12 protein-coding genes and 2 pseudogenes are annotated in these 13,285 nt (G+C 61.8%); 7 read left to right on the top strand and 7 right to left on the bottom strand.

Features of this window, described 5'->3' with window-relative positions:
• Positions 1-74 precede the first annotated feature (74 nt).
• Positions 75-1,454 (bottom strand): hypothetical protein, encoded by a 1,380-nt coding sequence (locus ACZZZP_RS14525; protein WP_463383198.1) that lies wholly within the window; start codon positions 1,452-1,454, stop codon positions 75-77.
• A gap of 143 nt (positions 1,455-1,597) precedes the next feature.
• Here ACZZZP_RS14525 and ACZZZP_RS14520 point away from each other — a divergent pair, with 143 nt between their 5' ends.
• A complete protein-coding gene (locus ACZZZP_RS14520; RefSeq protein WP_463383197.1) occupies positions 1,598-1,999 on the top strand; it encodes a YkvA family protein in 402 nt (133 codons plus the stop codon).
• Here ACZZZP_RS14520 and ACZZZP_RS14515 read toward each other — a convergent pair.
• The 3 genes and pseudogenes from ACZZZP_RS14515 to ACZZZP_RS14505 form a co-directional block, all read right to left on the bottom strand.
• Positions 1,916-2,134: a helix-turn-helix transcriptional regulator gene (locus ACZZZP_RS14515; protein WP_463536632.1), complete on the bottom strand. Its 219-nt coding sequence runs from the start codon at positions 2,132-2,134 to the stop codon at positions 1,916-1,918. The genes ACZZZP_RS14520 and ACZZZP_RS14515 overlap by 84 nt on opposite strands.
• Positions 2,135-2,163: 29 nt before the next feature.
• Complete coding sequence (locus ACZZZP_RS14510; protein ID WP_463536631.1) at positions 2,164-2,820, bottom strand: hypothetical protein; 657 nt, start codon at positions 2,818-2,820, stop codon at positions 2,164-2,166.
• A 5-nt stretch (positions 2,821-2,825) separates the two neighbouring features.
• Positions 2,826-3,372: pseudogene (locus tag ACZZZP_RS14505) on the bottom strand (kinase inhibitor).
• Positions 3,373-3,546: 174 nt separating this feature from the next.
• Here ACZZZP_RS14505 and ACZZZP_RS14500 point away from each other — a divergent pair.
• The gene (locus ACZZZP_RS14500; RefSeq protein ID WP_463383194.1) at positions 3,547-4,236 is read left to right on the top strand and encodes a GNAT family N-acetyltransferase; all 690 of its coding nucleotides are present in this window, start codon (positions 3,547-3,549) and stop codon (positions 4,234-4,236) included.
• A 303-nt stretch (positions 4,237-4,539) separates the two neighbouring features.
• A complete protein-coding gene (locus tag ACZZZP_RS14495; protein ID WP_463383193.1) occupies positions 4,540-5,070 on the top strand; it encodes an SOS response-associated peptidase family protein in 531 nt (176 codons plus the stop codon).
• Here ACZZZP_RS14495 and ACZZZP_RS14490 read toward each other — a convergent pair.
• On the bottom strand, positions 5,067-6,086 hold the full coding sequence (locus ACZZZP_RS14490) for an NAD(P)/FAD-dependent oxidoreductase (protein ID WP_463536630.1): 1,020 nt from the start codon (positions 6,084-6,086) through the stop codon (positions 5,067-5,069). The genes ACZZZP_RS14495 and ACZZZP_RS14490 overlap by 4 nt on opposite strands.
• A gap of 241 nt (positions 6,087-6,327) precedes the next feature.
• On the opposite strand from ACZZZP_RS14490, the gene ACZZZP_RS14485 reads away from it, so the two are divergent.
• Positions 6,328-7,503: a hypothetical protein gene (locus ACZZZP_RS14485; RefSeq protein WP_463383190.1), complete on the top strand. Its 1,176-nt coding sequence runs from the start codon at positions 6,328-6,330 to the stop codon at positions 7,501-7,503.
• The gene (locus ACZZZP_RS14480) at positions 7,500-8,225 is read left to right on the top strand and encodes a ferritin-like domain-containing protein (protein WP_463383189.1); all 726 of its coding nucleotides are present in this window, start codon (positions 7,500-7,502) and stop codon (positions 8,223-8,225) included. Before ACZZZP_RS14485 ends, ACZZZP_RS14480 begins: the two co-directional genes overlap by 4 nt.
• Positions 8,226-8,273: 48 nt before the next feature.
• Here ACZZZP_RS14480 and ACZZZP_RS14475 read toward each other — a convergent pair whose 3' ends face one another.
• Positions 8,274-9,143 (bottom strand): LysR family transcriptional regulator, encoded by an 870-nt coding sequence (locus tag ACZZZP_RS14475; protein WP_463383188.1) that lies wholly within the window; start codon positions 9,141-9,143, stop codon positions 8,274-8,276.
• Between the two features lie 101 nt (positions 9,144-9,244).
• Here ACZZZP_RS14475 and ACZZZP_RS14470 point away from each other — a divergent pair.
• Positions 9,245-10,408, top strand: a pseudogene (locus ACZZZP_RS14470) (mandelate racemase/muconate lactonizing enzyme family protein); the annotation flags it as partial.
• 110 nt (positions 10,409-10,518) lie between these two features.
• Positions 10,519-11,829 (top strand): C4-dicarboxylate transporter DctA, encoded by a 1,311-nt coding sequence (dctA, locus tag ACZZZP_RS14465; RefSeq protein ID WP_463383186.1) that lies wholly within the window; start codon positions 10,519-10,521, stop codon positions 11,827-11,829.
• 74 nt (positions 11,830-11,903) lie between these two features.
• On the opposite strand, the gene ACZZZP_RS14460 is transcribed toward dctA, so the two are convergent.
• Entirely contained in the window at positions 11,904-13,076 is a 1,173-nt protein-coding gene (locus ACZZZP_RS14460; RefSeq protein ID WP_463383185.1) for a hydroxymethylglutaryl-CoA reductase, read from the bottom strand.
• Positions 13,077-13,285 lie beyond the last annotated feature (209 nt).

The following is a 13,285-nucleotide window of genomic DNA, read 5'->3' as shown; positions in this document are numbered from 1 at the left end:
GCGCCATTCCTTGTTCGAACCCCGACGGTCCGATCCCGCCAGGGTGGCGGGGCGACCGTGCTGAAAATGCTCGCTCAGCGCGCCGATTTCACACGCCAGGTCCATTGACCGAGCGGACTGTTCTCTGCGGCTAACACGAACACCCCGTAGTCCTCGAGATAGTCGAAGCGTTGCGTCCATTCCATGCGTTTTGTTTTTATCTTGGTGCAGGTCAGCGGCTTAGCCGAGCCTTGCAGAGCCGCGTTTATCTGGCTGGCCGCTCGCGCAGCGCCGACCTGGCAGGTCACGGTGCTGGTGAAGGGCTTCGGGCCAGTGGCTTGCGTTAACGAGTAAGCGACCTCACTGCCTTGCGGCAGGTTTTTCCAGTCACCTTTGAAGTCCAAACCGATAACCGGAGACTTGTCGCTGACTTGCTCGCCGGTGCTGCGGTCGAACGAGCGACTGGCGAGGTCTATCAATCCGCGAAAGGTCAGGCGCAGCTCTGTACCCAGCGCTGCATCGTTGGGCTGCACCAGGAGCTGGCCGCTTTGGGGATCGTGAGTGAAGACGTCTTCACGATGGACGTCGGTAACTGTGTGCTTCGCCATCACGGTTGCATCGTAACGGTAGTCCACAGCCTGCAACGTCAAGCGTGGTGGCGGAAGCTGAAGGGCGTCGATTGCGGCTAACACAGCAGGCGGGGCTACCGGGGTATCCAATTGGGGCATCAGTGGCGTACGTGCCGGCGGCTTGGGCAGCATTGCCCACTCGGCCGCCGGCTTACAGATCAAGTCGAGCAGGCGCTGGTCATCTTGCCCCTGCGGTGCGATCAGCGGCGTGGCTTGGCCATAGAGCGTGCCGGTGAGCACGGCGCCATTGGCATCGGTTGAAAACTGGCTTAAGCGTTTGAATGTGCGTTGTGTGCAATCGACGGCTAAACGCTCATGCCGTTGGGCTACCAAGGTTCTTTCAGCCCCCATTTGATAGCGTGCCGGGTAGCGTGCGGTCCATAGCATCAGGCGCCCGTTTTCCGTCTTCGCGCTGTTGCGGTCGAGCAAGAGCCAGTCCTGGTTCTCGGCTGTATCCAAGGCTCGCCAGTCTGGTGTCGCACGATAGTCACAGGCTGCACGACGTTGTTCACTGCGTTGCAGTAACTGAAGCTGAGCGTCAGGCAGGCGGGCCGAATCATCATCAGAAAAAGCGTGCATGTAACCACCAGATGTCAGGTAGTACATGCTGGCGGTTGGCTCGCTGCAGGAGGCATCGAAGCGCGCCAATGCAGCGTGTTCGCCGGAAGAGATTACGAGGTAGGTGACGCGATCGCCGGCTCGCATGATCGTATCGGGGTTGGCCGCCGAGTTGATCACACTCTCGAAGACCGTGAGACCTGGTTGCTTCGAGGGTTTTGACGGGGCTGAGCTACAGGCCGCCAGAGCGAGCGATAGTGCAGCCAGAAGTGAACTACGTGCGTCCATGCTGAAAACTCAAGGGTGAAAAAAGGCGCGATTGTATCGGCAAGACGGCGTCCGAGACAGGTAGTGTTTGTTACCCACCGATCACCGGCCCAACCCAACTGGAAAAATCGGTGACTCTATCAACACGCTCCGAGGCTTCTCCCTTGAACGCCCTTGTCACTCGCCTCAAACACTGGGCCCATCGCCTGAAAACCAACCTGGTTTTGCTCTGGCTCTGCTGCCGCGATGCGGCCATGCCGTGGCTGCCGAAGTTGGTTGCCTTGGCCACCCTGGCGTACGCGGCCAGCCCCATCGATTTGATTCCGGATTTCGTGCCGGTGGTGGGTTATTTGGACGATCTGCTGCTGTTGCCGTTGGGCATTGCCTTGGCGCTGCGCCTGACGCCGGCCGCTGTGCAGGCGCGTTGTCGGCCCGCGGCCGAGGCGATGGCGGGGCAGCGCTTGGCGCTGAAGGGTCGCTGGTTAATGGCGGGTGTGATTGTGTTGAGTTGGCTCGCGCTGGGCGGGTGGCTCTGGTGGTATGGCGGGCAGTGGTTCGTCAACTGAGCGGCCGATGGCTGAGCGCAAATCCCTGGGTGAAATGCCGAAGCGCGCGCGAAAACTCACGGCAAATCGGGACGCCGAGGCGTAGCCGTTGCACGCGGCGATGTCGCTGACCTGCCGGCTGGTGGTCTGTAGCAAATGCAGCGCCGTGCCGAGGTCGGATTTCTTTAAGAATTTCGCGAAAGCTGCGCTGTTCGCTGTTCAATTGCCGTCGCAATGTCGAGGCGCCGAGGTGCAGTTTCCGCGCGGCGCTTTCTACCGTCCAGTCGCTGCCGGGGGCGCTCATGATCAGGTGCTGCAAGCGCTCGCTCAGCGGGTCGTGACGGTCTTTCGAAAAGCGGGCCGGCAAGGCCCGCTAGCCCCAAGCCAAGCAATACCGCCTCGCCATATAAGGTGCGCAGGGCATCGGGGGCGCCGGCGTTCACGGCCTGTAAAAGGTGATCCCAGGCTTGGCTGGTGTGGGCGTCGAGCGGCACGCTGAGGTCCTGGGCCGAGCCGCGATGGGCGTCCAGTTGCTGCCGGTAGCGCGCGTGAAAATCGCGCAATAGCTCGGTGGGGAAACTGATGGCATCGGCAATGTAGTGGCCGTGCTTGCCGGGAATATTGGTGACCGCCAGTTCATAACCTGCCGGCAACAGCACCAGATGCTGAGGCCCGCCGCGCATTTCTTTGCCGTCCCAGTGCAGCACTTTTTCGCCCTGTCGAACGCGGCACAAGGTGGTGACGAACACGGTGACTCGCTGCAACGCATGGTGCTGGCGAGCCTTGATCACGCAGGCAGAAATTCGGCTTTCCTGGTGTTGAATGCCGGCAGAAGAGGGCATGGCAGTTAGCGTCCGTACACGGGGGTGAGCGTGGCCTTTTCCAGAACATTGGCGTTGAGCATGTAGCCCACGAGCGCGCCGCTGGCCTGGTTGTCGAGCGGCAGTTTATCCACTTCTTCAATGCCCACACGGTGAATTGGTAGCGATGGGGTTTGTCGCCCACCGGCGGGCACGCGCCACCGAACTGCGCGGTGCCGTAATCGCTGCGCCCTTGCACAGCGCCGGTCGGCAAGGTGCTGGCGTTGGCGGCGGCGGGTAACGCGTTAACAGAGTCGGGCAGGTTGAAGACGGTCCAGTTGCCACCAGCCGCTGCCGGTGGGCGCGTCCGGGTCGTACACGGTGATGGCGAAGCCTTTGGTGCCCGCCGGTGCGCTGGCTCCACGACAATGCGGGCGAGACGTTACCGCCTTCACAACCAAAGCCCTGGTACACCTGGCGCGTATCCAGGCGGCGGTTGTCGGCGATGTCCGGGCTGCTCAGGGTCAAGCCTTGGGCCTGGGCCAGGCTGGCGGCGGTGAAGGCGATTGCGCCGATCAATACACGACTGTTCATAGGCTCACTCAGGGTCGTTGGATGAGCCTCGATCAATACATGGCGCCGCCACCTGCACTGTGCCGAAACGCTCGGCGCCTGTGCGCAAACGCTCGCTGTGAGCGCGCGCGGTGCCGACGCTACAATAGCGACCCATCGGTTTTTTCCCCTGCCGCCCCTGGAGCCCAGCCGCCCATGTTCACTCTTGTACACCTGGACACCCCGCCGCCCGAGTCGCTGAAAGGCCAAGTGCTGCAAATGGTGGTCGACTACTTCACCGATATCAGTCCGGTGCCGCTAACGCCTGAAAATCCGCTGTTTCAGCTGTACCAGTACGTGATCGGCTTTGAGGTGCACTTGTATCTGCAAGCCATGGGCGAGGCGCAACCGAGTGCGCCTCGGTTGGTGTTGGCGCTGGATGATGAAGACCCGTCACAGGTGTTGGGCTTTGCCTTGTATTTGCCCAGCCATGACGATGCCCAAGCCTGCACCCTGGCGTATATGGCAGTACAAGCCAACGGTCGGCGGCGCGGAATGGCGCGGGCCATGGTGGCGAAAATCATCGAGCAGCGCCCGCATATGGAGTTGGCGTGCGTGGCCAGCCAGGTGCCGGCCTTCGAGGCAATGGGCTTTCGCGTGCTGGCCGCTCAGGGCCCGCAGGTGCTGATGAACACACGCGTGCAGCGCTCCAGCGGCATGGTGGCGGTACAAGATCAGGCGCCCATCTATCAGTCCAAAGAGGTGCGGCAGATTCACACGTATCTGCTTAAACAGCACGGCGACACGGCCATGCGCGAGGCGGAGTACGAGCGCGACCGCCTGCTCGATCAGCTCGCCGATGACGCGCAGGCGCTCGTCAAAGAACGGTTCCCCACGTTTCACTGAGCAGGGTTGCGGTAAGTTCATTCGCCAACCGGCTGTTGGTCGGAAGTGTCGAACCGGCGCTGCAGGCAACCGCTCGTACGTACACAACGTCGTCATCCGCCGCTAAGCGCGACTATGCCGACGACGTCTTTACGAACGACTGCCGGAGTTTCGCCATGTGTAAATGTATTGTTCAACACGCTTCATCCACGGATTTTTCTGAGTTATTTGCACATACCGAAACTCGCCTGGTCAGCGGCGAATCCAGAGCCATGGGCAGCCGGCATTCGGCGGCTACGTTCGCGACATCTGGGCAGAAAAAGCGTGATCAAACCCAATATGCCGGTCAGCGTTTTACGCCAGCGTGACGGCGAGATCGAAAGCGTGAAAGTGCGCTGGGGCTGGTCGCCGGTGTGGGCGATGGGCACGATGCCGCCGCGTACCCAGATGCCGTTGCACCTGGTGATGCGCTCGAAAGTGTTCGACCGCGTGCGCAGCAATGGCCGCGTGTTGGTGCCGGTGGACGGTTGGTACGACCTGCCCGCCGACGCGCCGCTCGATCAGCCGCTGCGCCTTAGCTACACCACCTCGCGCCGCTCCACGCCGTTATTCCTCGCCGGCCTTGCGCAAATCAGCGAGAAGCCCAGCGGCTGTGATGGCATGGCATTTATGACCTGCAGCCACAATGATTACTCCCAGCGGCTGCTGGCCTTCACCGCCGAACATGCCATGCAGTGGCTGGACCCGGATCTGCAATGGGAGCAGGCGCAACATATGGCCTTGCACCTGGCCGTGGACGAGCCGCAGCTGGAGCACGTTCTCACCTCACCCCGGCAGCTTCAGGCACGGCGCTAAGTGCGCATGCCAGCGCACTGATCGGGCACGGCTTTCTTGTCCCGTGCCCGGTCCCACAAACGCACCTCAAGGCTGTTATGCACGGCGGTCGCACAGACCGCCGCCTGGCCGGTCGCCACACTGATCTGTTTCAGCGAATCCACCACATCCCCCACGGCATAAAGTCCCTCGACCGTGGTGCGTTGATGTGCGTCCACCTGCAGCGAGCCGCCGTCCGTGGCCTGCGCGCCGAGGTGAGTGGCCAGCTCTGAACACACCTGTGAGCCCAGTGACGGATAGACGATATCGAAATGAAATTGCTCGCCCTTGCAGGTGAGCACGCGCACCTGTTCGCCGGCAATTTCCAAATGCTCCACACGGTCACTGATCAGCCGTATGTCCGCGTGCTGCGCCACCGCCACGGCTTCCTCGCAGGCCTGACTGTCACCGTGAACCAACACGGTCACACGGTCGGTAAAGTTGCGCAGAAACAGCCCATGACTGATCGCGCAATGGGCCTCGCCATACACCGCCACGTCGTCGCCATCAATCTCGTAGCCATCGCAAATCGGACAGAGCCGAATTGATGACTGCGCCACGCCGTCGTAGGGCCGGTCCATGTCCGGCAAGGTATCGACAATGCCCGTCGCTAACACCACGCGCCGCGCGGTAATCGCGCGGCCGTTGAGTTGGGCAGCGAACCCGGTGCTGGTTTTTTCCAGGCTGTGCACGCGGCCGGCTTCGAGGGCGGCGCCATAGCGCGTGGCCTGTTCACGCAGACGGGCGAGCAGTTCATTACCGGAAATGCCGGGCGGGAAACCTGGGTAGTTATGCGACAGCGGAATCAGGCTGGCACGGCTGCGGCCACCGTCGGCCACCAGTACGCGGCGGTGGTAGCGGCTCAGATAAACCGCCGTGGTCAGCCCGGCCGGGCCTGCGCCGATGATTAAACAATCCAGCTCGGCATGCCCGGTACCGACCGGAGCGGATTCGGGTTGATCAAACAAGGCGGTGTAGTCGTGTGCATCTGCGCTCATCAGCCGGTCCTCGCCATTGCGTCTTAGCAACGGACCTCCAGCTAGCGGCCCATGATTGGCCGAAACGACAAGCGGCTGTTCAGCGTTGGGTGTGCGAACCCATCGCGACTAAAGTCGCTCCCACACAAGCCACCCCCACGCTCCATTCGTCGCCCGCCCCGAATGCCGCCGTTTACCTCGCAGTCGATTTTCTACGGCGCCCCTGAAGGCGCTGCGTGATCACCGATGAGGACTTCAACCCATGTCGAAAATCGACTCACTGTTGGATAACAGGGGAACGCCCCTGGACAAACAAACCTTCACCTGGCGCGACCTGGCCGGCAAACCGATCAGCAAACTGGACGACGATGCATTCACCCGAGTGAGGGTGATTTTGATGAATGGTGTGGAGTCTGACGCGCTGCGGCTCAAGCATTTCGGCGCGCGTTTCCACAAGGAATTGCAACTGCCGCTGGCCCAGGTTCGCCGCGCCGAGCAGCATCAGATGACCGCCGTGAACTGGCTGTTGTCGGCTGACCATTCGCCGCTGGAAACCACCGTCGCGTATGAGCAGGTGGCGATAGAGGTAACCGCTGCGGTGGCACAGAACGAGCCGGATCCGTACCAGGCGCAAACCTACCGCTTCGGCCTGCTGGAAGACTTCGACCACCTGTATCGCTACGCCGCGATGCTTGATCGGCTGGAGGGCAAAGACGCCAACAATATTTTGCAGGGCTACACCGACCTGGTTCCCGGCCGGCCCACCAGCGAGCATCACCGCGCGCCCGACGACGACCTGCGCAACAACTATGAGAAAGACAGCGCTGCGCTGATCACCAAAATTCACGCCGCGTTGATCACCGGCGCCGAGTACCAGACCCACGACTACTACATGAACATCGGCCCGCTGTTTGCCGATCCGGTGGCCCGTGCGTTGTATGCCGAAATCGCCTCGGTGGAAGAGCAGCACGTTACCCAATACGGCTCGCTGCAAGACCCCAGCGAATCGTTTATGGAGAAGTGGTTGGTGCACGAAGCGATGGAGGTTTACACCTACGCCAGCTGCGCCGAGCAGGAAGAAAATCCGCGCATCAAGGCGCTCTGGGAACGCTTCGTTGACTACGAACTGGGCCACCTCAACCTGGCCTGCGAGCTGTTTAAAAAATACGAGCGCCGTGACCCGGCCGAGGTGCTCGCCGGCGAGCTGCCACGCATGATCGAGTTCAAAAGCCAGCGCGATTTCGTGCGCGAAACCTTGTCCCGCGAAGTGGATTTGCGCGCCCATGGCATCGACTACGTGCCCAAGGAACAAGAAGGCCGGCCGTCGCTGGACTACCGCAGTGAGGTCAACTCAGGCGGTGTGCCTGCCAACGTCGTCTCGGCCGGCTACACCTTTAAACCCGGCACGGAACTCAACCCAGTGGGAGAAAAGCTATGACAGAGCGTCAAGTTATCATCGGCAGCAACCGCACTGGCGTGCAGACCTCGCCGGAGCACACGGCCCGGCAACTGGAAGCGACTCGCCTGTTTCCCGCCGACGTGCCTGGCGACATCAGCGCGTACACCGCCGAGCGTGAACGGGCGATTCGTGAGGCGGATTTGATCGGCTCTGTGCCCGCGCCCGGCAACGCTAAAGGCATGGTGAAAACCGCGCTGGATAAAACCATGGGCAAGGCGCCCGAAGTGCTGATCGACAAGCTGGGTGAACGCCTGGCCTTCGAGCGTTCCGGCGTGCGCTTGTATGAAGCCATGATCGCCAAGGCCACGTCCGCGCCGGGCGCCGATCCTGGCCTGGTCGACACACTGCGGCACATTCAGCGCGAGGAAGCCGAGCACATGAACCTGGTGCGCGAAGCCATCGAAACCCTAGGCGGCGACCCGACTGCCATGACGCCGTGCGCTGATGTGGCCGGGGTCAAAGCCATGGGCGTGCTGCAAGTGATCACCGACCCACGCACCACCGTGTCGCAGTCGATGAGCGCGATTCTGACCATCGAACTGGAAGACAACGCCGCGTGGGAGTTGCTGATAGAGCTGGCGCGAAAGGGCGGTCACCCGCTGATTGCCAATACGTTCGAGAAGGCCCTTCAGCAAGAGGAAAACCATCTGGCGATGGTGCGCGAGTTTGTCCGTAACGACCTGCTCGATCAGGTGAGCTGAGCCGTGCGCACGGGGTGGTTTCATGCCGCAACGGCGTGAAGCCACCAGCTAACCCAGCTTCTCCCAAAACGCTTCAGCCGACGGGCTGATGGGCGCGACAGGGCGGGTGATGTGGATATCCAGCGGTATATCCCAGCGCTCATCGAGGGCGCGCCTGAGCCGCGCGTCGACGATTTCCTGCTCCGTCAGGCTTTTGGGCAACCAGGCGATGCCTTTGTTTTCCAGCGCCATGGACATCAGCACGGCGGCCAACGGGCTGCTGAACAGCGGTTCCAACGGCGGCGCTTGCTCGCCCAGCAAGCGGTGGCTGACGATTCGCCCCAGGCCCGACTCTTCGGTGTAGGCGAGGTAGGGCAGGGCGTCGGCGCCGTTGCCAAACTCGGCCGAAGCGCCCATCAGCGGCATCAGCACATCGTGACCAATCACCTTACTAACGAACTGCTCCGGCGGCAGCAGCGGCGGCACGTCGGGGTGGCGATGGCAGAGCAAAAACTGCACCTGGCCGTGCACCAGCATGTGCTCGCACACCGCCATGCTGCCGGAGTCCAGGCGCACTGCTTCAATGGGCGCGCCTTTGTCGGCGCTGCGAATCCAACGCGGGAAAAACGTAAACGACAGCGAATGGGTGGCGGCAAACAGCAGGGTTTTCGCCGCTTTGCCGGCCACTTCCTGGGCTTCGGCGCGAATGCGGTACAGCCGGCTGGCGGCGTCTTGGGCGCTGGCCAGAATGTGCTTGCCCGCCTCGGTCAACGTGGCGCCCTGGGGCGTGCGAATGAACAGCTCGACACCCAGCCAGGTTTCCAGTGAACGTACCCGGCGGCTAAATGCCGGTTGCGTAATGTGCCGCGCTTCGGCGGCGCGAACGAAGCTGCCATAGGTGGCCAGCGCTGCAAAATCTTCGAGCCAGACGAGTTCCATCGGGGCAATGCCGTTTGTGCATGGGGTGCCGCATTAATAGCATTGGGCGCGCTCCGGAGCCAAGTTTACGGTGACCTCCTCAACAACAAGAGGAACGCGCCATGCGTATCGTCGACATCCGCGAAAACCGTTTCCATTGCCTCGCCCATTGCCAACGCCTACATCGACTTCTCGAAAATGACCTGTTCGGTCGTGGCGGTGGTTACCGATGTGATCCGCGACGGCAAGCCGGTAATCGGTTACGGCTTCAACTCCAACGGCCGCTACGGTCAGGGCGCGCTGATGCGTGACCGCTTCCTGGCGCGCATCACCGAAGCCGACCCGGAGTCGCTGATCGACAAGGAACACAACAACCTCGACCCGTTCGCCATCTGGAAAACCCTGATGACCAACGAGAAGCCCGGCGGCCACGGCGAGCGCTCGGTGGCAGTCGGCACCATCGACATGGCGGTGTGGGATGCTGTGGCGAAAATTGAAGGTAAGCCGCTGTACCGCCTGCTCGCGGACCGTTACCGCAACGGCCAGGCCGACGACAAGTGTGGGTGTACGCCGCCGGCGGTTACTACTACCCCGGCAAAGACGACACCAAGCTACAAGACGAAATGCGCAGCTACCTCGACCGCGGCTACAACGTGGTGAAGATGAAAATCGGCGCGGTGCCGTTGGCCGAAGACATTCGCCGTATCGAGTCGGTGATCAAAGTCGTGGGCGACGGCAGCCGGTTGGCCGTGGATGCCAATGGCCGCTTCGATCAACGCACGGCAATTGCCTACGCCGAGGCGCTCAAGCCGTACAACCTGTTCTGGTACGAAGAAGCCGGCGACCCGCTGGACTACGCCCTGCAAGCCGAGCTGGCCAATCACTACGAACTGCCGATGGCCACCGGCGAAAACCTGTTCTCTCACCAGGACGCGCGCAACCTGCTGCGCCACGGCGGCATGCGTGCCGACCGCGACTATGTGCAGTTCGACTGCGCGCTGTCGTACGGGCTGGTGGAGTACATGCGCACGCTCAAGGTCATGGAGGAACTGGGCTGGTCGTCGCGCCGCGTGGTGCCCCACGGCGGCCACCAGATGTCGCTGAACATCGCTGCCGGTTTGCACCTGGGCGGCAACGAATCCTACCCGGATGTGTTCCAGCCCTTCGGCGGTTTCGCCGACGGCATTCAGGTGCAAGACGGTTACGTCGGCCTGCCGGATATTCCAGGCGTGGGCTTTGAGGCCAAGTCGGCGCTGTACGCGGTAATGCGCGAACTGGGCGAGGGGCTGATTGAGCATTTCCACTGCCTCGCCACATGCGGGGCAGTGGCGTTTTTAGCGCGCCGCACAGGCGCCCGGTCACACCCACCGAACACAACAATAAAACGAGGTGCATGATGCAAACGTCCAGAACGCGCTGGTATGGCCAGCTGTATGTTCAGGTCCTGATCGGTATCGCCATCGGCGCGGTACTGGGTTACGTCGAACCGCAATTCGCAGCCCGCCTGCAACCCTTGGCAGACGGCTTTATCAAGCTGATCAAAATGCTCCTGGCGCCGATCATTTTCGGCACCGTGGTGGTCGGCATCGCCAAAATGGGCAGCATCAAGGAAGTGGGGCGCATCGGCGTCAAGGCGCTTATCTATTTTGAAATTCTGTCCACCATCGCCCTGGTCATTGGCCTGGTGGTGGTCAACGTGCTCAAGCCCGGCGTGGGCATGAACATCAACACCGAATCGCTTGATGGCAGCGCCATCGGCAAGTACACCCAGGTCGCAAGCGAGCAGGGCGGCGCGGTGGATTTCTTCCTCAACATCATTCCGCACACCTTTATCGACGCCTTCGCCAAAGGCTCCATGCTGCAGGTGATTTTGATCTCGGTGCTGATGGGCGTGGCGCTGGTGCAGATGGGCGAGGTGAGCAAGCCGCTGATCAACACCATCGACCTGTTCCTGCAAGGGCTGTTCAAAATCGTCGCCATGGTCATGCGCCTGGCGCCGCTGGGTGCCGGTGCCGGCATGGCGTTCACCATCGGCAAATACGGCATTGGCACTTTGCTGTCGCTGGGCCAATTGCTGGTCGCGCTGTACCTGACCACGTTAGTGTTTGTGGTGCTAGTGCTGGGCACCGTGGCCAGGTGGTCGGGGCTGCCGTTGCTGCAATTTTTGCGCTACTTCAAGGATGAAATTCTGGTCACCCTCGGCACCTGTTCAACCGAAGCTGTGCTGCCGCGCATGATGGTCAAACTGGAAAAACTCGGCTGCAAGAAATCAGTGGTGGGCATGGTGCTGCCGACCGGCTACACCTTCAACGCCGACGGCACCTGCATTTATCTGACCATGGCGGCGATCTTCGTCGCGCAAGCCACCAATACGCCGCTGACCATGTGGGACCAGATGGTGCTGCTGGGCGTATTGCTGCTGACCTCCAAAGGTTCGGCCGGGGTAGCCGGCGCCGGCTTTGTGACCTTGGCCGCGACGCTGACCACGATTCACTCCATTCCACTGGTAGGGCTGGTGCTGCTGCTGGGCATCGACCGCTTCCTCAACGAAGCGCGGGCGGTGACCAACCTGATAGGCAACGGCATCGGCACCATCGCCATCGCCAAATGGGACAACGCGTTTGACCTGGCCACCGCCCAGCGTGAAGTGGCGGCGCAGAAACAGGAGTCGGCGCGGGCCAAGGAAATGACTGCCAAGTCTCTGTAGCAGCCAGCAAGCACGCTCCCACGCAACCTGTGGGAGCGGCTTCAGCCGCGATCTTTTGCTTTGGCTACAGCGCCTTAGCGGTTACGCCCCAGCGCCTCATGGCTGCTCACCCAATCGCCAGCCAAAATCGCCGAGGTCAATGACACATCGCCAGCCAGCACCACGGCGGCGATGATTTCCGCCAGCTTGTCGGCCTTGCCGGCGCCGTAACAGTCGAGCATTTGCAGGCACTCGCGCTGGGTTGGCAGGCTGGTGCCGCCGCCATGGGTGGCGCAAATGACGGCGGGCAGGGTGACCGACCAGTAGTAATCGCCGTTATCCAACAGTTGGCCGTAGGTAATGCCGCCATGGGATTCAGCCACGTTGGCGGCGTCTTGCCCGGTGGCGATAAACAGCGCCGCCAAGCCATTGGCCGAATGCGCACCGCTGTACGCGGCACCGGCTTGAATGGCGCCCACTGCGGCAATTTGCCGGTAGCGATACAGGTTGGCCGGGTCAACGCGCAGCAGTTCATGGGCCACTTCACGCTTGAGGGTGAACTCGGCGATCACCCGTTTGCCACGGGTCTGGATCATGTTCATGGCCGAGTGTTTTTTGTCGGTGTCGATGGCGCCGGAAAGAATGTAGCGCGGCTGAAGCGGATGGTTAGCCTTGATCCACTCGCAGGCAGCGTACGTTGCTTTGCTGGTCATGTTCTGCCCGGCGGCATCGCCCGTGGTGTAGCAAAAGCGGGTGTAGAGCATGTTCGCCACCGGGTACTGCTCGATCTCGAACAGCTTGCCGCTGCGGGTGGTGGTTTCGGTGACGGCCTTGATGGTTTCGAACTCGCTCACCAGCCAGGCGCCAAACTCGCGGGCTTGCAGGGCGTCGTTGAACATAAACACCGGGGCGCGTTGCATGGAGTGTTTGACCACGGTGGTTTTCACCCCACCCGAGGCGCTGATGGCGCGCATGCCACGGCTGTAGCTGGCCAGCAGCGTGCCTTCGGTGGTGGCCATGGGAATGTAGAAATCGCCGCGCGCATGTTCGCCCTCAATGCGCAGCGGGCCCGCCAGGCCGAGGGGCATTTGCACCACGCCGATAAAATTTTCGATGTTGCCGCGCGTGACTTCTGGGTCGATGGCGTACTGGCCGACGGTATCCAGCGAGGCACCGGTTTGCGCCTTGATGAACTCGCGGCGCACGGTGGCCTGTTCGGTGGAGTAATCGTTGTCGGGGTGACGGGGAATCGGAACGCCTCTGGACATCATGCTCTCCTGCATAGTCGTGCTCACGGCACGGTCGGTCGAATCAGCCTAGGTGAAAATCCATGCCCCGCAGTGTGCCCAACGGCCAGCGCACCGGCTTGCCCGACTGCGCCAATCAGGTGATCCAGCGCGTCAATCTGCACAGCGTCCGGCGCTCGGTTTTCCGAACGCGACTTGCTGGTCGGTTCGGGAAACCGGACATTGCCGTC

The sequence above is a fragment of the Pseudomonas sp. AC211 genome (assembly GCF_979258055.1).
Note: the sequence above shows the minus strand (reverse complement) of the source record. Positions and strands in the feature narration are given on the sequence as shown.